The 25,650-nt window shown below is 47.5% G+C and carries 22 protein-coding genes; 12 read left to right on the forward strand and 10 right to left on the reverse strand.

Annotated elements, in window-relative coordinates:
• Positions 1 to 7: 7 nt before the first annotated feature.
• Complete coding sequence (locus A9B99_RS16350) at positions 8 to 553, reverse strand: flavin reductase family protein (protein WP_064599310.1); 546 nt, start codon at positions 551 to 553, stop codon at positions 8 to 10.
• A 221-nt stretch (positions 554 to 774) separates the two neighbouring features.
• Here A9B99_RS16350 and A9B99_RS16355 point away from each other — a divergent pair, with 221 nt between their 5' ends.
• Positions 775 to 1,251: a helix-turn-helix domain-containing protein gene (locus tag A9B99_RS16355; protein ID WP_064599313.1), complete on the forward strand. Its 477-nt coding sequence runs from the start codon at positions 775 to 777 to the stop codon at positions 1,249 to 1,251.
• 8 nt (positions 1,252 to 1,259) lie between these two features.
• Here A9B99_RS16355 and A9B99_RS16360 read toward each other — a convergent pair whose 3' ends face one another.
• Positions 1,260 to 2,408, reverse strand: coding sequence for an ABC transporter ATP-binding protein (locus tag A9B99_RS16360; RefSeq protein WP_064599316.1), 1,149 nt, complete (start codon positions 2,406 to 2,408; stop codon positions 1,260 to 1,262).
• Between the two features lie 348 nt (positions 2,409 to 2,756).
• Between A9B99_RS16360 and A9B99_RS16365 the strand changes: the two genes are divergently transcribed.
• The 6 genes from A9B99_RS16365 (at position 2,757) to A9B99_RS16390 (ending at position 9,949) form a co-directional block, all read left to right on the forward strand.
• Positions 2,757 to 3,992 carry an extracellular solute-binding protein gene (locus tag A9B99_RS16365; protein WP_064599319.1) on the forward strand — a complete coding sequence of 412 codons (1,236 nt, stop codon included), beginning with the start codon at positions 2,757 to 2,759 and terminating at the stop codon, positions 3,990 to 3,992.
• Between the two features lie 61 nt (positions 3,993 to 4,053).
• Complete coding sequence (locus A9B99_RS16370) at positions 4,054 to 5,361, forward strand: carbohydrate ABC transporter permease (RefSeq protein WP_064599323.1); 1,308 nt, start codon at positions 4,054 to 4,056, stop codon at positions 5,359 to 5,361.
• Positions 5,362 to 5,373: 12 nt separating this feature from the next.
• Entirely contained in the window at positions 5,374 to 6,222 is an 849-nt protein-coding gene (locus tag A9B99_RS16375; RefSeq protein ID WP_064599326.1) for a sugar ABC transporter permease, read from the forward strand.
• A gap of 5 nt (positions 6,223 to 6,227) precedes the next feature.
• Positions 6,228 to 7,430: a glycoside hydrolase family 53 protein gene (locus A9B99_RS16380; protein ID WP_064599328.1), complete on the forward strand. Its 1,203-nt coding sequence runs from the start codon at positions 6,228 to 6,230 to the stop codon at positions 7,428 to 7,430.
• 27 nt (positions 7,431 to 7,457) lie between these two features.
• A complete protein-coding gene (locus A9B99_RS16385) occupies positions 7,458 to 9,515 on the forward strand; it encodes a beta-galactosidase (protein WP_064599330.1) in 2,058 nt (685 codons plus the stop codon).
• Positions 9,516 to 9,640: 125 nt separating this feature from the next.
• Entirely contained in the window at positions 9,641 to 9,949 is a 309-nt protein-coding gene (locus A9B99_RS16390) for a glucose PTS transporter subunit EIIB (RefSeq protein WP_064599332.1), read from the forward strand.
• Between the two features lie 175 nt (positions 9,950 to 10,124).
• Here A9B99_RS16390 and A9B99_RS16395 read toward each other — a convergent pair whose 3' ends face one another.
• The gene (locus A9B99_RS16395) at positions 10,125 to 11,384 is read right to left on the reverse strand and encodes a maltoporin (RefSeq protein ID WP_064599334.1); all 1,260 of its coding nucleotides are present in this window, start codon (positions 11,382 to 11,384) and stop codon (positions 10,125 to 10,127) included.
• A gap of 266 nt (positions 11,385 to 11,650) precedes the next feature.
• Here A9B99_RS16395 and A9B99_RS16400 point away from each other — a divergent pair, with 266 nt between their 5' ends.
• Positions 11,651 to 12,724, forward strand: coding sequence for a LacI family DNA-binding transcriptional regulator (locus tag A9B99_RS16400; RefSeq protein WP_064599336.1), 1,074 nt, complete (start codon positions 11,651 to 11,653; stop codon positions 12,722 to 12,724).
• Positions 12,725 to 12,773: 49 nt separating this feature from the next.
• Here the strand turns inward: A9B99_RS16400 and A9B99_RS16405 are convergent, their stop codons facing one another.
• The 5 genes from A9B99_RS16405 to A9B99_RS16425 all read right to left on the reverse strand — a co-directional run bounded on the left by A9B99_RS16405 (position 12,774) and on the right by A9B99_RS16425 (position 19,332).
• A complete protein-coding gene (locus tag A9B99_RS16405; protein ID WP_064599338.1) occupies positions 12,774 to 13,238 on the reverse strand; it encodes a YlaC family protein in 465 nt (154 codons plus the stop codon).
• Positions 13,239 to 13,498: 260 nt separating this feature from the next.
• A complete protein-coding gene (locus A9B99_RS16410) occupies positions 13,499 to 13,720 on the reverse strand; it encodes an HHA domain-containing protein (RefSeq protein ID WP_036110043.1) in 222 nt (73 codons plus the stop codon).
• Between the two features lie 25 nt (positions 13,721 to 13,745).
• Positions 13,746 to 14,120, reverse strand: coding sequence for an Hha toxicity modulator TomB (gene tomB / locus A9B99_RS16415; protein WP_064599340.1), 375 nt, complete (start codon positions 14,118 to 14,120; stop codon positions 13,746 to 13,748).
• 845 nt (positions 14,121 to 14,965) lie between these two features.
• Entirely contained in the window at positions 14,966 to 18,115 is a 3,150-nt protein-coding gene (acrB, locus tag A9B99_RS16420; RefSeq protein ID WP_064599341.1) for a multidrug efflux RND transporter permease subunit AcrB, read from the reverse strand.
• A 32-nt stretch (positions 18,116 to 18,147) separates the two neighbouring features.
• Complete coding sequence (locus tag A9B99_RS16425; protein ID WP_064599343.1) at positions 18,148 to 19,332, reverse strand: efflux RND transporter periplasmic adaptor subunit; 1,185 nt, start codon at positions 19,330 to 19,332, stop codon at positions 18,148 to 18,150.
• Between the two features lie 149 nt (positions 19,333 to 19,481).
• Here A9B99_RS16425 and acrR point away from each other — a divergent pair, with 149 nt between their 5' ends.
• Positions 19,482 to 20,129, forward strand: a complete 648-nt coding sequence (gene acrR, locus A9B99_RS16430) for a multidrug efflux transporter transcriptional repressor AcrR (RefSeq protein WP_064599345.1) — start codon at positions 19,482 to 19,484, stop codon at positions 20,127 to 20,129.
• A 208-nt stretch (positions 20,130 to 20,337) separates the two neighbouring features.
• The gene (gene mscK / locus A9B99_RS16435) at positions 20,338 to 23,697 is read left to right on the forward strand and encodes a mechanosensitive channel MscK (protein WP_074388822.1); all 3,360 of its coding nucleotides are present in this window, start codon (positions 20,338 to 20,340) and stop codon (positions 23,695 to 23,697) included.
• A 26-nt stretch (positions 23,698 to 23,723) separates the two neighbouring features.
• Here mscK and rsmS read toward each other — a convergent pair whose 3' ends face one another.
• Together rsmS and priC are read right to left on the reverse strand one after the other, a co-directional pair.
• Positions 23,724 to 23,870 (reverse strand): pleiotropic regulatory protein RsmS, encoded by a 147-nt coding sequence (gene rsmS / locus A9B99_RS16440; protein WP_064599349.1) that lies wholly within the window; start codon positions 23,868 to 23,870, stop codon positions 23,724 to 23,726.
• A gap of 67 nt (positions 23,871 to 23,937) precedes the next feature.
• Positions 23,938 to 24,465, reverse strand: a complete 528-nt coding sequence (gene priC, locus A9B99_RS16445; RefSeq protein WP_064599351.1) for a primosomal replication protein PriC — start codon at positions 24,463 to 24,465, stop codon at positions 23,938 to 23,940.
• Between the two features lie 57 nt (positions 24,466 to 24,522).
• Here priC and A9B99_RS16450 point away from each other — a divergent pair, with 57 nt between their 5' ends.
• Positions 24,523 to 24,900, forward strand: coding sequence for a DUF454 family protein (locus A9B99_RS16450; protein WP_064599353.1), 378 nt, complete (start codon positions 24,523 to 24,525; stop codon positions 24,898 to 24,900).
• A gap of 146 nt (positions 24,901 to 25,046) precedes the next feature.
• The gene (gene apt, locus A9B99_RS16455) at positions 25,047 to 25,598 is read left to right on the forward strand and encodes an adenine phosphoribosyltransferase (RefSeq protein WP_064599355.1); all 552 of its coding nucleotides are present in this window, start codon (positions 25,047 to 25,049) and stop codon (positions 25,596 to 25,598) included.
• Positions 25,599 to 25,650 lie beyond the last annotated feature (52 nt).

The raw sequence follows: 25,650 nt of genomic DNA on the forward strand, positions 1-25,650 counted from the left end.
ACCGCCATCAACTCACTTTGGTGAACCACTGATGGCGGTTTACCGTTTCACCATCGAGGCGGAAAATACCATCACCGGTATAGTGCATGGTCTGGGGCCAGTCAGTCAGGCTTTTTACCCGAGCGCAAACCACTTCGAAAATAAAAAAGTTATAGTTGTCGACCAGTGCGTCATCATAGATTTGGCATTCAAAACTGGCAAAGCACTCGGCAACTGCTGGCGCTCCAACACTTTGCGCGGGCTCTGGTGTCAAACCAAAACGGGTGAATTTGTCGGTGTCACTCCCTGAACAGTTCCCTATTTGGGCAACAGTATCGAGTAACTCAACTTCCGGGAGATTAATTACGCAGTCTCTGCTGGCCTTAATCATCTCAAAACTGTGGTTACCTGCGGAAATCATGCAGCCAATCAGGGAAGGTGAAAACTCCATGACAGTTTGCCAGCCGAGCGTCATGATATTGTCTTTCCCTTGCCAGTGAGAACTGATCAGCACGATGGGGCCAGGCTCCAAAAAACGGCGTACTTCACTAACAGGATAAGGGTATTTTTTCATACTGCCTCCTGTATGGTTTGCTATACAGGATAATAGCTGTTTCCTGGCCGGGTGTGAGGTTGTTTGCCAGATACTTGTGTATTTACCTGCAAACAAGGCCTGTTGCCGTGGTGTCAGGCGGGTGGCGGGTGATTGTCGGGTTGCTGTCAGGTTACTGTCGTGGCGTTTTCACCGGGGTTGGCGGACAGTCTTTATCGTCAACTGAACAAAGGAGAACCAGGATGCAGTACAACAATATTAAAGCCCTGCGCCTTGCCAGAGGCTGGTCGCAGGAACAACTGGCGGCATTATCGGCACTGAGTGTTCGCACAATTCAGCGTATTGAGAATGGTGAACAGGCAAGTATTGAAACCATGAGTGCATTAGCGGCGGTATTTGAGTGCCAGGTTGCTGAATTAATGAGCCAGGCTGATGAGCGCAGTGAGCCAGCAGAAGAGGGGGCCGACCAGCGTGTTTTGTCCGCCAATGCCCGGCTGGATGAAGAAAGCAGGTTTCTGCGTTCATTATTCACCTGGGCGGTGATTTGCGGGGGGCTTGCTGTAATAAATCTGCTCACCAGCCACGAAATATTGTGGTTTCTCTGGCCTTTGGGTATTTGGGGTGGGTTGTTACTGGTGCGCGGGTGCCGGGTATTTGTGCTGCACGACTGGCTGGTTCGCCGCAGGCAAAGACGCCTGCAGCAGTTGTTACGTAAATAGGCCAGCGCTCAGGCAGGGATCGCCTGAGCCTCTGTCTGATATACAGGCAGGGTATTATCAGGAACCTGAATTTCAGCACTGATACGCAGCCCCGCGTCGTTGAAGACCATACACTGCCTGGCTTCAAAATACGTTGTTATCTTCTGCCAGGGGCTGAAATGAATATCTGACGGAATAAGTACTTTGAAGTTGTCATGGCCGTAACACTGGCCAAACAGCCAGGTATTGTTACCCAGGCGTTCCACCACTTCGCACTGGAACAGAAGCTGGCATCCCGCCTGCTCACCCACCTGTAAATGCTCAGGACGGATTCCCAGTGTGATGTTATCGCCTGGATGTAATTGCTGTGTATGCAACGCGAGTGTCAGCGTTTGCTGCCCGGCAATGTCCACCACCAGTTCCCCCTCATGCCAGTGTTTTACTGTCGCAGGCAAAAAATTCATTTTTGGCGACCCAATAAACCCGGCGACAAACCGGTTAACCGGGTTGTAATAGAGGTGCATTGGTGAACCGGTCTGTTCCACTTTGCCATAATTCATAACCACAATTTTATCTGCCAGCGTCATGGCCTCCACCTGGTCATGGGTAACATACACCATGGTAGTTTTCATCTCCTGATGCAGCCGGGCGATATGCAGGCGCATTTCAACCCGCAGTTCAGCATCCAGGTTGGATAAAGGCTCATCAAACATAAACACCTGTGGCTTACGCACGATTGCCCGACCAATAGCGACACGCTGGCGCTGTCCGCCTGAAAGTTGCTTTGGTTTGCGTTCAAGCAGGTGGGTCAGTTGTAGTGTTTTGGCAACCATTTCTACCTGATGGCGGATCTCTGTTTTGGGGACTTTATTCACCTTCAGCCCATAACCCATATTTTCAGCAACGGTCATATGCGGATACAGGGCATAGGACTGAAAGACCATTGCCACCCCACGGTGTGCCGGGGCAATATCATTAACAACCGTTGGCCCAATCATTATCTCGCCTTCACTGACATCCTCAAGGCCCGCGATCATGCGCAACAGTGTGGATTTGCCGCACCCTGACGGGCCGACGAATACCGCAAACTCTCCATCTTCGATATCAAGTTGAATATTGTGCAGCGTGACGGTTTTGCCAAAACGCTTGGTGACGTTTCTGAGCTGTATGCTGGACATCCACTTCTCCTGGCTTAATGAATGCCGCTAATGCTGTTTTATGGTTTTTATGTATTACGTATAACACACCATGAAAGCAAGCAAGAGCAGGATGGTTTTTTGAGATGCTGAAACTATATATCTCAGTTATGGCAGGCAGTATGCTGCTGTTTCATTTCTGCAATCATGATCACAGAATAATCACTAAGTGATGGTTCTGATTATTTCTAAAGAGTAACGTATAACATTGTTGATGGTGAGTGATGTCATCATCAAAAAGCATTTAAATTATGAAAATGACTTAGTTACGAGAAAAACAAAAAAATTAGCAGAACATCTTAAATGTAATACCTTCACAAGAGGTCGATAATGAAAATTACGCTATGCTCCACCCTGTTACTTTCCGCGCTGGCAGCCAGCCAGTTCGTTGCATTTGAGGCATCCGCCGCCGCACAGCAGCTTACTGTTTGGGAGGATATTAAGAAATCAGACGGCATCAAAGGTGCCATCAGTGATTTTGAAAAGCAGTATCAGGTTAAAGTGAATGTTCTTGAGATGCCCTTTGCTCAGCAACTGGAAAAATTACGCCTCGACGGACCCGCAGGCATTGGTCCGGATGTACTGGTCATTCCAAATGATCAGCTCGGTGGTGCGGTGGTACAGGGGCTTTTAGCGCCGCTGACGCTTGATAAATCGATACTTACAGGTTTTACCCCTTCATCGGTGGATGCATTCCAGATGAATGGCACACAGTATGGTTTGCCTAAAGCGGTTGAAACACTGGTGCTGATTTATAACAAAGATCTTGTGAAAACCCCATTCAAGACACTGGATGAGTGGTTTAACTTCTCCCGTCAGCAACATAAACAGAACAAGATTGGTCTGCTGGCAAAATTTGACGAGCTTTATTATAGCTGGGGCGCTATCAGCCCGATGGGCGGGTATATCTTCGGTAAAGACAGCAACGGCAAACTCAATCCTCTGGATATTGGGCTGAATACACCCGGTGCCGTGAGTGCTGTCACTACGTTGAAAAAATTCTACAGTGAACAGTTATTTCCCAGCGGAATCATTGGGGAAAACGGTCTGAATGCAATTGATTCATTATTTACAGAGAAAAAAGCTGCTGCAGTCATTAATGGTCCCTGGGCGTTCCAGCCTTATGAAGCAGCTGGTGTGAATTATGGCGTGGCACCATTACCCCTGCTGGAAAATGGTAAACCGATGAGCGCGTTTCTGGGCGTTAAAGGTTATGTAGTCTCTACCTGGAGCAAAGATAAAACCCTTGCCAATAAATTCATCACCTTTATTAACCAGCCGAAATACGTGAAAACGCGTTATGAAGTGACGAAAGAGATCCCGCCATTGTTGGCTGTTATGAATGATCCGGTGATTAAAAATGATGAGCGCGCCAGTGCTGTTGCTGAGCAGTCAAAATTTGCGGTCGCCATGCCGGGTATTCCTGAAATGGGTGAGGTTTGGGGGCCTGCGAATGCGGCACTGCAACTGATTATGACGGGTAAGCAGTCGCCAAAAGATGCGCTCGATAGCGCAGTTAAACAAATCAAAATGCAAATAGAAGCCATGCAGGCCAGTAACCAGTAATTCCAGGTATTGTTTTGTTACGGGGGAGCCTGGCTTCCCCGTACAGCAGAAGGAGCCAGGTGTGATTATCAGTTCCAGTGAAAGTTTATCCGCATCAACCAGGCCAGGTCGTCATGCGTGGGCAGCGTTGTTGCTGGCCTGCCTGCCTGGTTTCGGTCAGTTTTATAACCGTCAGTGGGCAAAAGGGCTTATTTTTCTGGTGCTACTCAGTAGTTTCCTGGGCGTATTCCATGATTTTTTGAGGGAAGGTCTGTGGGGGTTATGGACGCTTGGTGAAGAAGTTCCCCGTGATAATTCTGTCTTCTTATTAGCGGAAGGAATATTAAGCCTGTTGATCATTGGCTTAGGGGGGGCGGTTTATGTGCTTTCATTACGTGATGCCTGGGTAAACGGCCGCTGTCGGGATAGCGGTATACCGTTACACAGCGTGCGCCGCCAGTATCAGAACCTGCTCAATGAAGGGTTCCCGTATTTAATGATAACACCAGGTTTTATCCTGTTGGTTTTTGTGGTTATCTTCCCGATTTTATTTGGTTTTGCTATCGCCTTTACCAATTACAACCTGTACCACACCCCGCCAGCAAAACTGGTGGACTGGGTGGGAATTAAAAACTTTATCAATATTTTTACCCTGTCAATTTGGCGTAATACCTTTTTTGATGTGTTGCAGTGGACGGTAGTGTGGACCTTACTGGCAACAACATTGCAATGCACTGTAGGTGTTATGCTGGCAATTTTGGTGAATCAAAAAGATCTGCGCTTTAAGCCTGTGATTCGTACTATTTTTATTCTTCCGTGGGCTGTACCTGGATTTGTCACGATTCTGGTTTTTGCCGGGATGTTTAATGACTCCTTTGGTGTCATTAATAATTCTATTCTGTCTTTTTTGGGAATAAGCCCTAAAGCCTGGATGACTGATCCATTCTGGACTAAAACAGCATTGATCATGATGCAAACCTGGCTTGGCTTTCCATTTGTTTTTGCAATGACAACGGGTGTTCTGCAGGCAATTCCAGATGACTTATATGAAGCCGCAACTATGGATGGAGCCAGTACATTTACCAAATTACGCACCATTACTTTACCTTTGGTTCTTTATTCCATTGCACCCATTATTATTACTCAATACACATTCAACTTTAATAATTTCAATATTATTTATTTATTTAATAATGGTGGCCCGGCAGTAGTCGGCTCTAATGCGGGGGGGACAGATATTCTGGTTTCATGGATTTATAAGCTGACGATGTCATCTTCGCAATACGCTATTGCTGCAACTATCACCATTCTTTTGTCGGTTTTTGTTGTGGGTGTTGCACTGTGGCAATTTCGTGCCACGAAATCATTCAAGAATGACGAGATGGCGTAAGGAGTATTCAGGATGAAAACACAAAGCATTAAGCGTGAAAAATGGATACGCCTGTCATTATCCTGGCTGGTTGTGGTGGTGGTTTCGGTGATTATTATCTATCCGTTGGTCTGGACTGTGGGGGCATCATTAAATGCCGGGAACAGCCTGCTCAGTACCTCCATTATTCCAGAAAATCTTTCTTTTCAACATTATCAGGACTTATTTAATGGTCAGGTCAATTACCTGACGTGGTACTGGAATTCAATGAAAATAAGCCTGATGACCATGGTGTTGACATTAATTAGTGTTAGTTTTACGGCGTATGCTTTTTCACGTTTTCGTTTTAAAGGGCGGCAGAATGGGCTGATGCTGTTTTTGCTGCTGCAAATGATTCCGCAGTTCTCGGCGTTGATTGCCATCTTCGTGCTGTCGCAACTGTTGGGGTTGATTAACAGCCACCTGGCGTTAGTACTTATTTATGTCGCTGGCATGATCCCGATGAACACCTGGTTGATGAAAGGTTACCTGGATGCGATACCGAAAGATTTAGATGAATCTGCCCGCATGGATGGTGCCAGTAATTTACGTATTTTTCTGGAAATAATTATGCCGCTATCAAAGCCGATTATTGCGGTGGTCGCGCTGTTTTCTTTTACCGGCCCATTGGGGGATTTTATCCTTTCCAGTACCATTTTACGCACGCCGGATAAATACACTTTACCTATTGGGTTATATAACCTGGTAGCACAAAAAATGGGGGCCAGTTATACCACATATGCGGCAGGTGCTGTGTTAATAGCATTACCTGTCGCCATATTGTATCTGGCGTTACAGAAGTATTTTGTTTCAGGCCTGACTTCAGGGAGTACCAAAGGGTAATCATTATGAAAAAGACCGTGCTTTCTTTTGTTATCTGGGGACTGGCAGCAGCAACCAGTTTACCGCTTTTTGCCAGTGAAACGGTGGTGATTAAACCATTACGTAATGAACCCGCTGATTTTATTAAAGGTGCTGATGTTTCTACTTTATATGAAGTGGAGCATCAGGGCGCGAAATTTTATAACGCACAACATCAACAACAGGATGCGATGGCGATTTTAAAAGCCAATGGTTTTAACTATATTCGGTTACGGTTATGGGTAAACCCGAAAGACAGCGCCGGGCATCCTTACGGTGGCGGCGACAATGATTTGGCGACTACTCTTGCTCTGGCAAAGCGTGCAAAAGCGCTGGGTATGAAAGTGTTGCTTGATTTTCATTATAGTGACTTCTGGACGGATCCAGGAAAACAGTTCAAGCCAAAAGCCTGGCAAGGAATGAACTACGACCAACTGGTCACAGCTATTCATGATTATACCCGTGACACCATACAGCAGTTCCGGCAGGCAGGTGCATTACCGGATATGGTGCAAATAGGTAATGAAATCAATAGTGGCATCCTTTGGCCAGAAGGCAAAAGCTGGGGAGAGGGGGGCGGCGAATTTGACCGGCTCGCCGGATTATTAAAAGCGGCTATTAGTGGGTTGAAATCCAGCCTCGGGCCAGACGACCACGTCAAAATTATGTTGCACCTGGCTGAGGGCACCAAAAATGATACATTCCGCTGGTGGTTTGATGAAATAACTAAACGCGATGTGCCGTTTGATGTCATTGGATTATCGATGTACACCTACTGGAATGGCCCGATAAGCGCGCTACAGTCCAATATGGATGATATCAGCAAACGTTACCACAAAGATGTCATTGTAGTGGAAACCGCATATGCCTGGACCCTGGCAAATTGCGATAAAGCCGAGAACAGTTTTCAACAAAAAGAAGAAGTAGCCGGAGGATATCCGGCTACCGTGCAAGGTCAGGCGAATTATTTACATGATTTAATGCAAAGTGTGATTGATGTACCTCAGCAGCGTGGCAAAGGTATATTTTATTGGGAGCCAGCCTGGATAACGCCTCCGGGAAATACATGGGCGACAGAAGCTGGGATGAAATATATCAATGACCACTGGAAGTTGGGTAATGCGCGTGAAAATCAGGCGTTATTTAATTGCCAGGGCGAGGTGCTACCATCAATAAAAGTTTTTAATTAGGTTTTCATTTCATTCTAAGGGTTTTTTATGAATAAGTTTCCACCTTTGAGTTCAAAGGTCGCTACCTTATTGCATGGTGCCGACTATAATCCGGAACAGTGGGATAATTATCCCAATATTCTGGAAAAAGATATTGCCATGATGCAACAGGCAAAGTGCAATATTATGTCGGTGGGTATTTTTAGTTGGGCAAAACTTGAGCCAAAAGAAGGTGAATACCAGTTTGGCTGGCTGGATAATGTGCTGGATAAATTATATACCAGTGGTATATCCGTTTTCCTTGCCACTCCCAGTGGTGCCCGGCCAGCCTGGTTATCACAGGCTTACCCGGAGGTATTACGAGTAGGGCGCGACAGAGTGCCAGCTCTGCATGGTGGCCGCCATAATCACTGTCTGACCTCGCCTGTATACCGTGAAAAAGTTCGCCAGTTAAATACTCGTCTGGCTGAACGGTACAGCCATCATCCGGGGGTTATCGGCTGGCATGTTTCCAATGAATACGGCGGTGAATGTCACTGCCCGGCTTGCCAGGCGCGCTTTCGTGAATGGCTGCAACAACGTTATTTGTCGCTCGATGAGCTTAACCATGCCTGGTGGAGTACGTTCTGGAGCCATACCTATACAGACTGGTCGCAGATTGAGTCACCCGCTCCGCAGGGTGAAGAGTCTGTTCATGGGCTGAACCTTGACTGGCGGCGGTTTACTACAGACCAGGTCGTTGATTTTTGTCGTAATGAAATCGCACCGCTCAAAGCAGCAAACTCAGCGTTGCCGGTCACGACTAACTTTATGGAATATTTCTACGACTATGATTACTGGAAACTGGCGCAGGCCATCGATTTCATTTCCTGGGATAGCTACCCCATGTGGCACCAGGATAAAGATGAAACCACTCTGGCCTGCTATACCGCGATGTATCATGATCTGATGCGTACTTTAAAACAGGGCAAACCCTTTGTTTTAATGGAATCAACACCCAGTGTGACCAACTGGCAGCCGACCAGTAAGCTCAAAAAGCCCGGAATGCATATTCTTTCTTCACTGCAGGCTGTCGCTCATGGCGCGGATGCCGTGCAATATTTTCAGTGGCGTAAAAGCCGGGGTTCGGTAGAGAAATTTCATGGCGCTGTGGTAGATCATGTAGGGCATATTGATACCCGTGTTGGCCGAGAGGTCTGCAAACTGGGCGATATCCTTCAGCACCTGTCGCCGGTGGTTGGGTGCCGGGTTGAAGCGCAGGTTGCAATTATTTTCGACTGGGAAAGCCGTTGGGCAATGGATAACGCACAAGGGCCACGTAACCTGGGGCTCGAATATGAAAAGACGGTTGCAGAGCATTACCGCCCATTTTGGGAACAGGGAATCAGTGTTGACGTGATAAATGCGGATGCTGATTTATCCTCGTATCAGCTAGTTATTGCTCCAATGCTCTACATGGTTCGTGAGGGGTTTGCCAGCCGGGTGGAAACCTTTGTTGAACAGGGCGGGCAATTCGTTGCTACGTACTGGAGTGGCATTGTTGACGAGAGTGATCTGTGCCATTTAGGCGGGTTTCCTGGCCCATTACGTAAGGTGTTGGGTATTTGGGCGGAGGAGATTGACAGTCTGGCTGAAGGTGAAAGCAACCTGGTTCAGGGGCTTGCCGGTAATGAGGCGGGCTTGCAGGGGCCGTATCGTGTTCGGCACTTGTGTGAACTTATTAATACAGAAAATGCAAAAGCACTGGCCTGTTACCGGGAAGATTTTTACGCAGGCAGGCCAGCGGTCACTGTGAATGCATTTGGTCAGGGTAAAGCATGGTATGTTGCATCACGTAATGATCTGGCTTTCCAGCGTGATTTTTTCGGCAATATCATTGCTGAATCAGGCTTGTGCGGGCCTCTGTCTGTGCCATTGCCGCCTGGTGTTACCGCACACCAACGCACAGACGGGAAGCAGAATTATATTTTTCTGGAAAACTACAGCGACAAGCAGCACAACCTCGTCCTGCCACAGGGGTATACCGATATGCTGACCGGGTTGCCGGTTTCTGGCACGGTAAACCTGACTGCATGGGATTGCCGGGTACTCTCCTGCGCATGTTAGTCATTTATTCCCGCCTGCCTTTTGGCGGCGGGAATATGCCCTTCTTATAGTGCCATCCTGCGCCCTGAATATAGTGGGCGTGTTTTCTATTTCTTTCCTGTAATTATCAGTATAAGGAACCGCCTATGGTAAGCCTGACATCCTTTCTCCAGTATTTTCGCCATGAAGTAGAATGTGTAATGAATGACACAGATAAAGCGCAGGCTGAGCGCCTGGTTAGCGGTTTTGGTGGCAGAGATAATATCTGCCATATTGATGCCTGTCTGACACGCCTGCGGGTAACCGTAGCACAGCTGTCACAGGTCGATTCACAGGCTTTGCAGAGTGAAGGTGCGCTTGGTGTAATTATTCTTGGCAACGAGGTTCATGCTATTTTTGGTACCCAGTCTGATAATCTGCGTCAACTTCTGGAAAAGCATTTCTTACAGTTATAATGGGGTATTTAATTATATTTAAAAAGCTGGTCGGGCACCGGCTTTTTTATTATTTTTCTAAAAAAGAAGGCAATCAAAATAATGATTGCCTTAAAAAATAATATGCAGTGGCTATGATGTCAGAAAAATAACATCAAAAAAGAGATATAATGATGATGATTAAGTCAGGTAATACTTACCACCAGGCTTCGACCTGTACGCCATAATTCCATGTATCGCTGGCTGTATTGTCGCGGAAGGTATCGCGTTTTTCGCCATCTGTCAGGTATGAAGCAAAAATACGCAGTTCCGGGCGCGACATAAATTCCGGGCCATCCGCCAGTGCCAGCGCAATAGTATACTTCTCACCGCTCTGTTTGTAATTGGAGCCATCGTTATACGTGTCTTTTTGGTAAAATGCGCCTGCTTCACCAATTCCGCGGACGTAGTTGGTGAATTGATATTGTGCCCGGCCAACCAGTGAAATCAACCGCGTTTTATCTGTCGTGGCGGTAATATTGTTAGCTGAGCCCCAGGTAAGCACATGGTTCAATGAGAAACGTTCGGTAATTGGAATCAAACCTGTGTTAATAATACGGTAGCCCGTGGCTCTACTGGTGTCATTCCACATGTCATACCAGCCACCACCCTGGGAAACCATATTTTGCGCCAGGCCTTTGTTGGCATACTGCACCACCAATTTGTTGTATCCACCGAACATATCCTGGCTAATTTCACCCGTCAGCATGACACCATTATCCGCATCATATAACCCACCATAGCTTTTCTGCGTATTGGTTGGGTTAGGCATGGCATAGTCAATACCGACTTCCACCCAGGAGCCCTGCCAGGGTTTTAAACCGGCATAACGCAAATCAAGGTAGTTGATGTTGACGTTATTATCATTGTTCACGCGGTAGTCGACATCGTTCGCATCACCTCTTATCCATGCGAAAGAAACTGCCCCCGGGCCAAGGCTATAGTTTTCAATACCTGCACCTGCACCGGAAATGTTCCAATATTTTGTATCAATAATATGCAGATCATGACGTTGGTAGTAACGCTTACCACCCCAGATAACGGCATCTTTATCGCCAGGCACCAGACCCTTGATTTGCAGGTTTAACTGGCGCAAACCGAACTGTGCATCATTGCCAATAGTGGTTTCATTGTCATTGGAACCATCGGAAACCATGCTGACCATGCTGTCCAGGTAGAAGCTGACATCATTTTTTTTATACACCTGTGAACCCAGTTCAAGCTCGCCGTATGTATCTGTTTCATTACCCAAACGGCCGAGTTTATTTTTCTGCCATTCCTGCATGCCACCATCGCTGGAGACACCAATACCAGAGCGAAGATAGCCGTGAAAATCGATAGCGTTGTCTGCCATCGCCCAGGTTGAAGTCAGCGCAGTGGTCAACGCGACAGTGAGTGTGCGTAGCGTCGTATTCATGATACCCTCTTATTGTTTGTATTACGTTCACATAATCGATGTAATAAAATGCTTAATTATGATTTCTTGCAATTTAGAACAAGCGGTAATGTGATTTGACGCAAACAAAACAGCTGGTTTTGTTATCGTGTGGTGAGGTTGCTCACATGTTTTTGTTATGTGAGCGTGTTACTTTTTTGATTGGTATCAGTGAGGCGGTTTTTCCACAGGTATTTCAGACTAACGCCTGATACAATTTGATTAGTAGCCTACGTGGAAAAGGAAAGATGAAGTCTAAAAGTGCGACATTAGAAGATGTTGCCCGGTATGCAGGCGTCTCATACCAGACGGTCTCCCGGGTTTTGAATAAATCAGCCAATGTGTCTGAAACAACGCGCCGGAAAGTGGAGGAAGCTATCGAGGTGTTGCGCTATGTACCTAATCGTCTTGCGCAGCAATTGGTGGGAAAACAAAGTAATACGATTGGTCTGGTTACCACTTCACTGGCGTTACATGCCCCTTCACAGGTGGCTGCAGCGGTGAAACGCTATGCAAACCAGGATGGATATCAGGTATTGATTTCCATGATTGATGAGAACGTAGAACAAAGTATCCAAAGTGCTATCAATGAACTGAAGTCTCAGTGGGTTGATAAAGTGATAATCAATGTGCCCCTGGAAAGCGAAAATGCAGAAAAAATCGCTGTTGAGAACGATGATATCATTTGCCTGTTTCTGGATGTGGATCCTTTCAGTTCCGTGTTTAACGTTTCGTTTAATCCGGCCGACGGTACGCGCGCCAGTGTGAAATATCTCTATGAACAGGGGCACCGCGAGATTGCGATACTGGCGGGGCCCGCGCACTCTGTATCAGCCCGGTTACGCCTGAAATCCTGGCGTGAGACACTGGACAGTTATGGGCTAAAACCCGTAACAGTTCTGCATGGCGACTGGGATGCCCGTAGCGGGTATGCTGGCGCACTCCAGATGTTGCGTGAAACCCCTTCATTTTCTGCAGTACTGGTCGGTAACGATCAAATGGCGCTGGGCGTACTCAGTGCGTTCCATCAGCATCAGCTGAGCATTCCCGGGCAGAAATCGGTAATTGGGTATGACGATACCTGGGAAAGCTCGTTCTTTTACCCTGCGCTGACAACGGTTTCTCTGGATTTGGATTTACAGGGTAAAGAAGCGGTGCGGCGTTTACTTAATGCAGGGCAGAAAGAAGACGGGCGTTCATCATCTGTTCTGCCTGCCAAACTGGTGGTACGTAACTCCACAGGGCCAAAACAGGATAACACCCGCGATTTGCAACAAATTGCCGATACACTGCGCCAGCTTGCACAACAACTGAGTGCGTAGCGAGCCTTGAGCCCGGTATTGAGTTGCCCAGAGCAATTACTCTACCGGGCTAAGATGTCTGATTATCCAGACTATAGATATCATAAAAGGTCAGCCGTTTTTTATTGACCAACATTTTAGCCAATAAATCTTTTTGCTGGTTGCTGACTTGTGAGGAAGCCTGAATATTATTTATCAACTCACCAGGTACATCGCGTGTGTTATACCATTCGCCGTTATAACAGACGCGAAAATCAAGCAGGTCTATATCTTCATACCGGTAACGTGGATTGATATCAAAGAAGAAGAAACCGTTGAGCAATACAAACAGCCCAACATGCAGCCAGACAAAATCCTCAAGTGTTGGTGATTTCACGATAACAACGAGTGTTGCCAGCCACCCCGCGTACATGGCTACAAACAGCCCCGGATAACGGCGAATAAAGCTGATACTAAACCTCGGCCGGTTATCCCGTTTCTCGCGATGATTCAGTTGCTCTATGGTATTAGTCAGCAGGCGCTGAATTTCCGTCATACAAGCCTCTACAGAAAACAATTCAGGAAATATTCTCTGAATTGTAGAGAGGTGGTGCTCAGTAACCAGTAACAGTTTCCCGGAAAATTTGCATAACAGTTGTCGCCTGCCGGGCAGAACCCGGGAACGCTCAACCAGGGGCGATGAAAGGGGCGGATGTAACCACGCCGCCGGGAAACCGGTTTTTTTGAACCATAACAGAACAGAACCAGAAGTGTGTTATCTTCAGGTTCATAATTGTGTTTGAATCAGAAAGTCACTTAGCGGACGAACTTCCATACTGAAGATGGGATTTTATCGTACAATTTATTCATCGTCAGTTCTGCAAGGCGATGATCTGCTGCTGAATAAAATACTGCCAGTTCACTATCAGAAAGTTCATATTTATTTTTTTCAATCACTCTTTCGAGGGTGTCGATGGTCTGACAACGCCTTAAGCGCATCAAATAATCGGTTTTTGTTAACGGTTTGGTGATAGACATAACTTTACCTTAAGAAATATTCATACTAACAGGAATGGCTAACGGGATTTTCTTTACTCACCGTAGAAAAACACCGAAACAGGTTAAGGCCTGTTCTGCGCCACTTCTGTAAATCTTTTGCATTAATGCTGTAACTGCTGAACAACATAAAAGTGTCGTCCAAATATTCATCTATTTTCTCTACCAAGTCACTATCGTCTTCGTACTTTAATTTGTAATTAAGTGCAAAGGTAGCGATGTGCTCAATCAGATCGTTCATCTGCAGGCTGGCTGGAGATGTAGGATCGTTAACCCAGGTATGGGTACTGCCCTCGAGACTCGAGAGGCAATCATGATAAAGTGATTCGCAGAGGAATTTGAGCTGCGCTATATCATGCCTTTTTGGTGAGTATTCGTCCATATGGTACCCCCTTATTATCGAAAATTTTCTGATAAATACAATACTTCGGGGCTGACAAAAGAGAGTTCTTGATGTTTTACACCACCAGATTAATGATTTAACTATAAGTCACAGTTAAGTAATTTTCACCTGAATAGTGTAAAAATTCCAAATAATGAGAAATTCCCTGTCTGACACGGCTTTCCTGAAAAAGATGATTTAAAACAGCTTACCCTTAGTGAGTACTGCCTGACTCTTTCAGATTCAATATACAGGTTAAATCTTGAATAATTATGTTTTTGCCATGAGTTATAAATAATGTCGGAATAATCCTGGTTTTTCTCCCCAGAAAAATGGCAATTTAACGTTACGCTTCTCGTACTTTCTTATTAGATGTATTTTAACGTAATCCACATTAATGGTTACACGGGTACAGGTTTTTGTAACGCCATTGACTGCGTCTTGTTATCTGGTAACTACCAGGCAGAATGCCATGTGGTCCGGATTCACTCTCTTTACGCTCACCGCGACACCCCCAGTGCAGCATTGCTTTGTAACACCGCTCCAGGACTCTTAAATACAAGCATACGCCGGGAAGCCCTGATGTGGAATATGGCATTAAAATGCCGCTAATCGTCTCCCACAGGATGATATGGGGGCTGACTGTACCATAACAAGTCTGCCAGCTGAATATTCAGCCATTAATGACAAACCGGCGCCAGTTGTTTGGTGGAGGAAGGCGACGGCTGTAGCTACAACGTGAACCCACAAACCTGCAGATTTTCGGGGGAGGTTGAAACCCGGCGGTAAGCTAAAAAAGTAAAGGCCGCACAAGGCGGCCTTTGTCTGGTGATACATACCACAAGTTAATGTGACTGTGGTGTGTCGTGACTGTGTTCAGCGTCTTCACCTTTGCTGCCAAAGCGGCGGCGAACCACAACGAAGAACATGGGAACAAAGTAAATTGCCAGCAGAGTGGCAGAAATCATCCCGCCAAACACCCCGGTACCAACGGCGTTTTGTGCGCCGGAACCTGCACCAGAGCTCAATACCAGAGGCAGAACGCCCAGGATAAATGCCAGCGAGGTCATCAGGATAGGGCGCAGACGCATACGAACAGCATCCAGCGTCGCCTCTACCAGACCTTTACCTTCTTTTTCCATCAGGTCCTTGGCGAACTCAACAATCAGGATGGCGTTCCTCGCCGATACCCCGATAGTGGTAAGTAAGCCTACCTGGAAATAAACGTCGTTGTTCAGGCCACGGAGAGAAGCTGCAAGTAACGCACCAACAACCCCCAACGGTACTACCAGCATTACCGAGAACGGTATAGACCAGCTTTCGTACAGAGCGGCAAGGCACAGGAACACCACAATCAGTGAAATGGCGTACAGTGCAGGGGCCTGGTTACCAGACAGACGTTCCTGGTAAGACATACCCGTCCAGTCATAACCGATTCCGGAAGGTAATTTACTTGCCAGTTGCTCCATCAGCGCCATAGCTTCACCGGTACTTTTACCTGGTGCTGGCTGGCCTAATATTTCCATGGATGGCAAGCCATTGTAACGTTCCAGACGCGGAGAACCATATTCCCAACGGGCGGTAGCGAATGCAGAGAATGGTACCATTTGGCCGTTACTGCCACGCACATACCAATAGTTCAGGTCACTGGGCAGCATGCGGTATTTGGCTTCAGACATCACATACACTTTCTTCACACGGCCCCGGTCGATGAAGTCGTTAACGTAACTTCCCCCCCAGGCGGCGCCGAGCGTGGTATTGATATCGCTGACAGATACACCAAGTGCCATCGCTTTTTCCTGATCGATGTCGATTTTGTACTGTGGCGTATCTTCCAGTCCGTTGGGACGAACACCAACCAGGGTATCCGGATGCTGAGCAATCATGCCGAACGGTTGGTTACGTGCCTGCATTAGTTTATCGTGCCCCAGGCCTCCCTGGTCGATAAGTTCGAAGTCAAAGCCTGTCGCTGTCCCCAGTTCCACAATAGCCGGGAGGTTGAACGCGAAGACCATGGCATCTTTGATGCGCGAAAATGCCGCACTGGCTCGGGCTGTAATCGCCGGAACTTTATTGGCTTCACCCGGGCGCTCACTCCAGTCTTTCAGTGAAACAAACGCAATCCCCGTATTCTGCCCTCGGCCAGCAAAACCAAAGCCATTAACGGTGAACACCGAGTTCACGTTGTCTTTCTCTTTGGTCAGGTAGTAGTTGGTAACTTCATCCAGCACTTTTTGCGTTCGTTCCTGAGTCGCCCCGGCTGGCAATTGTGCCATAGTGAGGAATACTCCCTGATCTTCATCAGGCAGGAATGAACTGGGCAGGCGCAGGAACAGCCATGCCATACCCACGACAATCACCAAATACAGCACCAGATAACGGCCTGTGCTCTGAAGAATATTTGCCACACTATTGGTGTAGTGGTGCGTACTCTTCGTGAACATATTGTTGAACCAGCCGAAGAAGCCTTTTGTGGCCCCATGTTCGCCCTTTTTAATCGGTTTGAGCATGGTGGCACACAGTGCGGGTGTCAGGACCATCGCAACCAGAACTGACAGCACCATTGCCGAAACGATAGTGATGGAGAACTGGCGGTAAATGGCCCCGGTGGATCCGCCAAAGAATGCCATCGGAATAAATACAGCGGACAGCACCAGTGCGATACCAACCAGAGCGCCCTGTATTTGCCCCATAGAACGGCGTGTGGCTTCTTTAGGCGGTAGCCCTTCTTCTGCCATAACACGCTCGACGTTTTCCACCACAACAATGGCGTCATCCACCAATAGCCCTATCGCCAAAACCATGGCGAACATCGTTAGGGTATTTATCGAGAAGCCAAAGGCGGAAAGAATGGCAAATGTACCCAGCAAGACCACTGGTACTGCAATGGTAGGAATCAGTGTTGCCCGGAAGTTCTGCAGGAACAAATACATAACCAGGAACACCAGCAAAATAGCTTCTACCAGCGTTTTGACCACTTCTTTAATGGAGATTTTAACGAACGGGGTCGTGTCGTAGGGATAAACCACTTTCAGACCGTGAGGAAAGAAAGGTTGCAGTTTATCAATAGTGGCACGAACTGCCGCAGCGGTATCCAGAGCGTTAGCACCGGTTGCCAGTTTAATCCCCAGGCCTGCAGCAGGTTTGCCGTTATAGCGGGCGATTACATCATAACTTTCACCACCCAGTTCAACTTTTGCCACATCTTTCAGGCGAACCTGGGAACCATCCTGATTCACTTTCAGCAGAATATTACCAAACTGCGCCGGTGAGTTAAGGCGGGTTTGCGCAATAATAGAGGCGTTAAGTTGTTGGCCTTTAACGGGTGGAGTACCCCCTAACTGACCAGCGGCTACCTGAGCGTTTTGTGCTTTGATAGCGGCAATAACATCTACTGGTGTGAGCTGGAAGTTATTTAGTTTGTTGGGGTCCATCCATATGCGCATTGCATACTGGGCACCAAACAACTGCACATCACCCACGCCGGAGGTACGGCTGATGGGATCTTTAATATTTGAACCTACATAGTCGGCGATATCATCCTGCGTCATTGAGCCGTCAGTGCTGATCATCGCCATTACCATCAAGAAGCTACTGGACGATTTTTCAACACTCACACCTTGCTGCTGTACTTCCTGAGGAAGTAGCGGCATTGCTAATTGCAGTTTGTTCTGCACCTGGACCTGAGCAATGTCCGGATTCGTACCGGAATCAAATGTCAGAGTGATTTGCACAGTACCGGAGGAATCGCTGGTAGAAGACATATACATCAGGCCATCGATGCCGTTCATATTCTGTTCGATGACCTGAGTGACTGTATCCTGTACCGTTTTAGCATCCGCACCTGGGTAACTGGCTGTAATCTGAATTGCCGGAGGCGCAATCGTTGGATATTGCGCTATAGGCAGTTTCAGGATAGCAAGTGCACCTGCGAGCATGATGATAATTGCGATTACCCAGGCAAAAATTGGGCGATCGATAAAAAACTTAGCCATGTCTTAACGGCTCCTGTTTTAGTTAAGACGGATTATTCTGACGTTTTTTCTGGGGCTTTTTCGCTGGTCTTCTCGTCAGTTGTGACTTCTTGCGCAGTCACCGTGGCACCAGGTTTGACTTTCTGTAGCCCTTCGATTATTACGCGGTCACCTGCCTTGAGTCCTTTCGTGACGAGCCATTTATCGCCAATAGCCTGGCTTGCTGTAACCTGGCGCACTTCCACTTTGTTGTCTTTATCTACAATCATCGCGGTGGCATCACCACGCGGTGTATGTGTTACACCTTGTTGCGGAACAAGCAGTGCGTCTGGCCGGACACCTTCTTCCAGTCGTGCACGAACAAACATACCCGGGAGTAATGTGTGGTCAGGATTAGGGAATATAGCGCGCAGAGTAATGGTGCCAGTGGTTTCGTCGACAGTGACGTCAGAAAATTCCAGTGTGCCGCTTTGCGGGTATGTAAAACCTTCGGTTGTTGTCAGTTCGACTTTTGCTTTGCCGTTTTCTTGCTTCAGCGTACCGTTTTCCAGCTCTTGTTTCAGACGCAGAAAATCGTTACTTGATTGCGTGACATCAACATAAATAGGGTCAAGCTGCTGCACTGTTGCTAATGCAGTGGTTTGCCCATTTTGTACCAGGGCACCTTCTGTCACAGAGGATTTTCCAATCCGCCCACTGATAGGTGAGGTGACTTTGGTGTAGGCCAGGTTAATGCGCGCAGTTTCGACAGCGGCTTTTGCTGCCAGCACTGAAGCATTGGCCTGTTGTAAGGTTGACTGTGCTGTGTCGTAGTCTTGTTGGCTAATATATTTGGTACCCAACAGCGGCTGGTAACGTTTTAAGGTCAGTCTGGCAATATTGGCTGCAGCTTCTGCTTTTGCTAAATCACCTTTTGCACTGTCATAAGTGGCCTGATAAGTGGCGGGGTCAATTTGATAAAGCGATTCACCCGCTTTAATGTCACTTCCTTCAACAAAATTACGTTTGAGGATGATCCCGCTGACCTGAGGGCGCACTTCAGCAACCCGGAACGCACTGGTGCGGCCCGGGAGCTCGGTTGTGATCTGCAAGGGTTCAGTTTTCAGCGTTACCACACCGACAGCAGGCGTGCCCATCGCATGTTGCTGATTCTGTTTATTGTCACATCCTGTAAGCGCTAAGCTGCCTGAAAGCATCAGAACCATCGCCAGAGGCGTTAACCCTCTGTTTTTGTTCATAGGTAAACCTCGAGTGTCCGATTTCAAAGTTGATCAATGGAACGCTAACGCTTGTCCATAATCCCATTGCTGCGTTTCTATTTAGAACATGTTATGTTACATACATTCAAAAATGTATGTAAGCCTTACCCCTGTAAATTCACCGACATATGGCACGAAAAACCAAACAACAAGCAATGGAGACCCGGCAGCAGATTTTGGATGCAGCAATTCGCTTGTTTTCACAGTACGGCGTATCTTCAACATCCCTTTCTGATATAGCCAAAGAGGCTGGTGTCACCCGGGGTGCTATTTATTGGCATTTCAAAAATAAGTCAGATGTTTTTAATGAAATTTGGGCATTAACCGATTCAACAATAAATGACTTAGAAATTGAGTATCGGGCAAAATTTCCTGACGATCCACTTTCTGTGATGCGTGAGCTATTGGTTTATCTTCTGGAAGCGACAGTTGAAGATGAACGCCGTCGTTCCATGATGGAAATTATTTTCCATAAATGCGAATTTGTGGGTGAAATGCTTACCGTCCATCAGGCAAAACGTGACCTCTATGTCCAGGAGTATGAGCGTATTGAAAACGCAATAATCCAGTGCATGGATGCCGGTTTACTCCCGGCTAATTTACTTTCCAGGCGCGCCGCTATTTTGATGCGTAGTTATATGTGCGGGTTAATGGAAAGTTGGTTGTTTGCACCAGAAACCTTTGATTTAAAAGCTGAAGCCCGTGTCTATGTCGATGTGTTACTGGAAATGTACCAGCATTGTACAGGCTTACAATCACAGCCACAGCAGCACTGAGCTCTTCACACAATTTTTGGCAGGCTTCGCTTTGTTCATGGCTTTTGCGTGACGTAAACCAGGTACAACTGTAGTTTCAGACTTCGCCTGGCGTAGCTCTGCAGCATTCACTATTCCATAAGCAGAAGGCGTGCTATCCTGCGCGTCTTATCATAGAAACTTGAGTGCGATTCCGCCAGACGTTTCATCTATTACACATCCAAAAATTATGCAACTTACACAAATTGTCAGAAAAGCAGCCTGTGTTGTTCTTTTGCTTTGTTGCGGCGTTTTTGCCGGTATTGTGCCGTTTGCCAGTGCGCAAACGAACAGTGATGTACCGACAAAAGCGGATGTACAAAATCAGATTAATGCGCTTAACAAACAAAAGAGCCTGTCTGCTCAGGAAAAACTCAGTCTTGCTGACCTGAATAAAACGCTGGATGTCCTGGCAAAAATAGATCAGGTGAAACAAGATTCAGATGCTCTGCGCCAACAAATTGCCCAGGCGCCGGACAAAATGAATAAAGCGGAAGAGTCTCTTGCTGCGCTGGCAAATACCACCAGTGATGATGAACAGGCGAAGTATTACGCCAAACTCTCCATTCGCTCTCTTGAAAGCAAAATGGGAAGCCTGCTGGATAACCTGCAGTCCGCGCAAACACAGTTATCCAGTATTAACAGCCAGTTGGTTGCATTGCAGACACAGCCTGAGCGTGTACAGAACACCCTGTTTAACGCTTCTCAGCAGTTACAGCAAATCCAGACTGAGTTGAGCGGAAATGGCCCGGATGGCACACAGCTGCGTCAGAGTCAACAAGAGCTGTTGCTGGCACAACAGGCATTACTCAATGCGCAAATAGATGAGCAGCGTAAGAGCTTGTCTGGTAATACGGTTTTGCAGGACTCCTTGCAAAAACAGCGTGACTACAATACGCAGTATATCAATAAGCTTGAGCATGACCTGCAACTGATTCAGGCAGCTATCAGCCATAAGCGTCTGTCACTCACTGAGCAAACCGCTCAGGAAGCAGCTACGACAGATGAAGCCAGTGCCATCCAGAACAACCCGCTGGTAAAACAAGAGCTGGCAATTAACCGTCAACTGAGCGACCGGTTGATCAAGGCGACCCAGGAAGGCAATGAACTGGTTCAACAAAATATTCGGGTTAAAAACTGGCTCGACCGTGCCGTTCAGGCTGAGCACAACCTGAAAGAGCAAATCGCCATGCTGAAGGGGAGTTTGTTGCTCTCACGTATTTTATATCAGCAGCAGCAGTCTCTGCCACGGGCTGATGACCTTGAAGATATGACGAACCAGATTGCCGACCTGCGCCTTGAGCAGTTTGATATCGGTCAGAAACGTGATGCGTTGCTGCAAAGCGATAATTATATCGCGACAATTGAAGCGGGCCATAAAGATGAAGTGAACGATGAAGTTAATAGTGCGCTGAGCCAGGTTCTGGATTCCCGTAAGGATTTACTGGATCAGCTAAACAAGCAACTGGGTAACCAGTTGATGATGGCGATTGCATTACAAATTAACCAGCAACAACTGATGAGTGTATCCACCCGTTTACAGAAAACGGTAACTCAGCAGATTTTTTGGGTGAACAGTAATAAACCCATGAACTGGAGTTGGGTGACAGCATTTCCTGAAGCACTCAAAACACAACTCGGACAGTTGAAAATTACGGCAAACAACTGGAGCCTTACCACTGCGCTGGTTGCAATACTTGCCAGCCTTCCCTGGTTATTACTGGCGGGGATTATTCGCTGGCGTTTCCGTTGGGTAAATAACACTCTGGCGAAACTCAGCGCCAACGTAGGTCAACTGCGTAATGACAGCCAGTTGCATACCCCTAAAGCCATACTGCTGACTTTGTTCAAGGCGCTACCTGTGTGCCTGGTTATCATTGCCTGCGGCTGGTGCATCCTGTTTTTACAACTCAATATTAGTGAGCTGATATGGAGTTTCAGTAAAGAACTGGCGGTTTATTTGCTGGTTTTTGGCTTGTGCTGGCGCATTCTGGATACGGATGGTGTTGCAGTAAAACACTTTATGATGCCGGTAAACCTTACCAGCCATTATCGCCGTCAGATAATTCGCATCAGCATTGCTTTACTGCCTTTACTGTTCTGGTCAGTGGTGGGTGAATTGTCGCCACTGCACCTGATGGATGACGTTCTTGGGCAGTCCATCATTCTGCTCAATTTACTGCTGATTACCGGGCTGGTTTGGCCTATGTGCCGGGACAGCTGGCGCGATAAAGAATCGCACTCAATAAGGCTTATTACTGTCTCCATACTCGCTCTGGTGCCTGTCGGATTACTGGTACTGACAGTGATGGGCTATTTCTATACCACACTGCGTCTGGCTAACCGTTGGATTGATACCGTCTATCTGGTCATTTTGTGGAACTTACTTTACCAGACAGTGTTGCGCGGGTTGAGTGTGGCCGCACGGCGTATTGCTTACCGGCGTGCGCTGGCTCGCCGCCAAAACATGGTGAAAGAAGGGGCGGAAGGCGCGGAGCCTGTTGAAGAGCCGCCGTTGGGCCTTGACCAAATTAACCAGCAGACATTGCGTATCACAACATTATTGATGTTTGCGCTGTTCGGGCTGTTCTTCTGGATGATCTGGTCAGATTTAATTACTGTCTTTGCTTATCTGGACAGTATTGTATTGTGGCATTCCAGTGGCACAGAGGCGGGCAGTGCGGTTATCAGAAATATTACCCTGGGGAGTCTGTTGTTTGCGGTCATTGTCACTGTGGTAGCCTGGGCGTTAATTCGCAACTTACCCGGTTTGCTGGAAGTACTGGTATTGTCGCGGCTTAATATGCGCCAGGGCTCTTCCTATGCCATTACCACCATTTTGAATTATGTGATAATCGCGGTTGGTACTATGGCCGTGTTCGGTGCGCTGGGGGTTTCCTGGGACAAACTGCAATGGCTGGCGGCTGCATTGTCCGTTGGTTTGGGTTTTGGTTTACAGGAGATTTTCGGTAACTTTGTCTCCGGCCTGATAATCCTGTTTGAACGGCCGGTGCGCATTGGTGACACTATTACAATTGGGTCGTTTTCTGGCTCAGTGAGTAAGATCCGTATCCGCGCCACCACCATTACGGATTTTGATCGTAAAGAAGTGATAATCCCGAATAAAGCGTTTGTCACCGAGCGGCTTATCAACTGGTCGTTGTCAGATACGATTACTCGTGTGGTGATAAGCCTGGGAGTGGCTTATGGTTCGGATCTGGATAAAGTGAAGGCGGTGTTATTGCAGGCAGCAATGGAGCACCCCAAAGTCATGCGCGACCCTGAACCTTCGGTCTTCTTCACCACATTTGGCGCCAGCACGCTGGATCACGAATTACGCCTGTATGTGCGTGAATTACGTGACCGTAGTTATACTGTGGATGAACTGAACCGGGCTATTGACAGGCTGTGCCGTGAAAATGGGATAGAAATAGCCTTCAACCAACTGGATGTTCACTTGTATAACAATAATGGCGATACCGTAACGGAAGTCAGCCGTACTGTTGAAAATAACAAAACGGATCATGCCACGCCGAAACTGGCTGACTAACGCTGATACTTTGATGCGCAGGAGGTTTACGCTTCCTGCGCTTTGCGTTCGAAATCTTTGCGCACCATTTCCAGTGCGGACAGCACCACTTGTGGCGCAATCCCGCTCTCTTCCAGCAGCATAATTAAATCGACAGCCAGTTTGACATCGTCAGGGGCAGTTTCCAGTGACATGTTATCTCCCGATATTCAGCCAGGTTAACCTGGCACCGTTATTCTGTGGGCAATAAACGTAAATGTGTTAGCGAACGACGCGTTCCAGTGCATCTTCAATGCGTTCAAGTGCGCTGCGGCAGCGGGCAAGCCTGCCTTCCAGTGCCGTTTTTTCACGCAATAATTGTTGTTGTTCTGTAAGCAACGTGGTGCAGTTTAACTGAGTTTCGCGTGCCTGCAGCATTTCGACCAGGCGCTTTTCGTAGTCCTGGTGTTTAAGCAGACTGTTACGCAGTGCGCTCGCACCTTTGTGAGCGCTATCGTACTGGCGTAAAGGCCAGGTTGCCGCTTCACGCTGCAACGCCGAAATCTGGGCAACTAATCGTTCGGCAAGCCAGGTGGTTTGAACCACATTCCCTTCTTGTGCAACAGTACGCAAATGGCGTAAATTTTCTTGCGTTTCACCCAGATAATCACTTATTTGTGTGCTTCTGGTTAAGAACAGTTGTTTATCAAAACGGGCAGATAATGAACGGTGTGTGGCCAGCGGTGCCAGGCGGCGGGCTAACCCGGCAAACTGGTCTTCAAGCTGGCGGAGAAGGGTGTCCTGTTTCATAAATTCTCCGGGCCCTCTACAAATGCAAATGCCACCACGCAGAAGGAAAGGTTGAACATGTTGAGGTTTATTTTAATCATGTCCGGCTGGTTATCGGTAGCACTTGCTGTGTTGGGGGTCGTATTGCCGTTATTACCAACCACGCCTTTTGTACTTCTGGCAGCCTGGTGTTTTGCCCGCTCGTCTCCCCGCTTTCATCACTGGCTGCTCTACCGTTCCTGGTTTGGCAGTTATTTACGCAACTGGCAGCAATATCGGGCCATGCCACCAGGCGCAAAGCCGCGGGCTATCGCGCTGGTTGCAGTGACGTTTGCCATTTCGCTGTGGGTGGTTAAGCTTTGGTGGGTACGAGGAATATTAGTGGTGATGCTGTTGTTGCTTTTTATTTTTCTCGCCCGTATCCCTGTTGTTGATGAAAAACAACAAAAAAGCTAAACGCCTGTCGCAGGAGTTGCAATTACGCCCCGCAGACAGTAAATTCGAGCGTTTTCGAGCACAGGGCGCGCTGGCTATTGTGTAACCAGCCAGGCATCAGCCTGTTTGCGTTCTGTGAGTAACACCGTTTTTATAGGCAACTACCTATGACCGCAACTGCGCAGCAGCTTGAATATCTTAAAAACAGCATTAAAAGCATTCAGGATTATCCAAAACCGGGGATTCTGTTCCGTGATGTCACCAGTTTGCTGGAAGATCCGAAAGCTTTTGCCCTCAGCATTGATTTGATTGTTGAGCGTTTCAAACAGGCCGGTATTACCAAGGTCGTCGGGACTGAAGCCCGTGGCTTTTTGTTTGGTGCTCCTGTAGCACTGGGTCTGGGGGTTGGGTTTGTTCCTGTGCGTAAGCCAGGAAAATTGCCACGTAAAACCCTTAGTGAAACCTATGAACTGGAATATGGCACTGACAAGCTGGAAATCCACACTGATGCAATCAAAGCGGGCGACCGTGTGCTGGTAGTCGATGACTTGCTGGCAACCGGCGGCACTATTGATGCCACGGTAAAACTGATTCGCCAGCTTGGTGGTGAAGTCACTGATGCCGCGTTTATTATTAACCTGTTTGATTTAGGTGGGGAACAACGCCTTGCTGATGTTGGCGTGACCGCATTTAGCCTGGTGCCTTTCCCGGGGCACTAATTCGTGAGACGGAGCCTCGCTCATTTGGCGGGGCTTATGTTACATTATCCAA

The sequence above is a fragment of the Mangrovibacter phragmitis genome (assembly GCF_001655675.1).
GTDB classification, from domain to species: domain Bacteria; phylum Pseudomonadota; class Gammaproteobacteria; order Enterobacterales; family Enterobacteriaceae; genus Mangrovibacter; species Mangrovibacter phragmitis.

Coding starts and splice junctions, on each gene's coding strand:
- A9B99_RS16350 (WP_064599310.1), bottom strand. CDS start 553: ATGAAAAAATACCCTTATCCTGTTAGTGAAGTACGCCGTTTTTTGGAG.
- A9B99_RS16355 (WP_064599313.1), top strand. CDS start 775: ATGCAGTACAACAATATTAAAGCCCTGCGCCTTGCCAGAGGCTGGTCG.
- A9B99_RS16360 (WP_064599316.1), bottom strand. CDS start 2,408: ATGTCCAGCATACAGCTCAGAAACGTCACCAAGCGTTTTGGCAAAACC.
- A9B99_RS16365 (WP_064599319.1), top strand. CDS start 2,757: ATGAAAATTACGCTATGCTCCACCCTGTTACTTTCCGCGCTGGCAGCC.
- A9B99_RS16375 (WP_064599326.1), top strand. CDS start 5,374: ATGAAAACACAAAGCATTAAGCGTGAAAAATGGATACGCCTGTCATTA.
- A9B99_RS16380 (WP_064599328.1), top strand. CDS start 6,228: ATGAAAAAGACCGTGCTTTCTTTTGTTATCTGGGGACTGGCAGCAGCA.
- A9B99_RS16385 (WP_064599330.1), top strand. CDS start 7,458: ATGAATAAGTTTCCACCTTTGAGTTCAAAGGTCGCTACCTTATTGCAT.
- A9B99_RS16390 (WP_064599332.1), top strand. CDS start 9,641: ATGGTAAGCCTGACATCCTTTCTCCAGTATTTTCGCCATGAAGTAGAA.
- A9B99_RS16395 (WP_064599334.1), bottom strand. CDS start 11,384: ATGAATACGACGCTACGCACACTCACTGTCGCGTTGACCACTGCGCTG.
- A9B99_RS16400 (WP_064599336.1), top strand. CDS start 11,651: ATGAAGTCTAAAAGTGCGACATTAGAAGATGTTGCCCGGTATGCAGGC.
- A9B99_RS16405 (WP_064599338.1), bottom strand. CDS start 13,238: ATGACGGAAATTCAGCGCCTGCTGACTAATACCATAGAGCAACTGAAT.
- A9B99_RS16410 (WP_036110043.1), bottom strand. CDS start 13,720: ATGTCTATCACCAAACCGTTAACAAAAACCGATTATTTGATGCGCTTA.
- tomB (WP_064599340.1), bottom strand. CDS start 14,120: ATGGACGAATACTCACCAAAAAGGCATGATATAGCGCAGCTCAAATTC.
- acrB (WP_064599341.1), bottom strand. CDS start 18,115: ATGGCTAAGTTTTTTATCGATCGCCCAATTTTTGCCTGGGTAATCGCA.
- A9B99_RS16425 (WP_064599343.1), bottom strand. CDS start 19,332: ATGAACAAAAACAGAGGGTTAACGCCTCTGGCGATGGTTCTGATGCTT.
- acrR (WP_064599345.1), top strand. CDS start 19,482: ATGGCACGAAAAACCAAACAACAAGCAATGGAGACCCGGCAGCAGATT.
- mscK (WP_074388822.1), top strand. CDS start 20,338: ATGCAACTTACACAAATTGTCAGAAAAGCAGCCTGTGTTGTTCTTTTG.
- rsmS (WP_064599349.1), bottom strand. CDS start 23,870: ATGTCACTGGAAACTGCCCCTGACGATGTCAAACTGGCTGTCGATTTA.
- priC (WP_064599351.1), bottom strand. CDS start 24,465: ATGAAACAGGACACCCTTCTCCGCCAGCTTGAAGACCAGTTTGCCGGG.
- A9B99_RS16450 (WP_064599353.1), top strand. CDS start 24,523: ATGTTGAGGTTTATTTTAATCATGTCCGGCTGGTTATCGGTAGCACTT.
- apt (WP_064599355.1), top strand. CDS start 25,047: ATGACCGCAACTGCGCAGCAGCTTGAATATCTTAAAAACAGCATTAAA.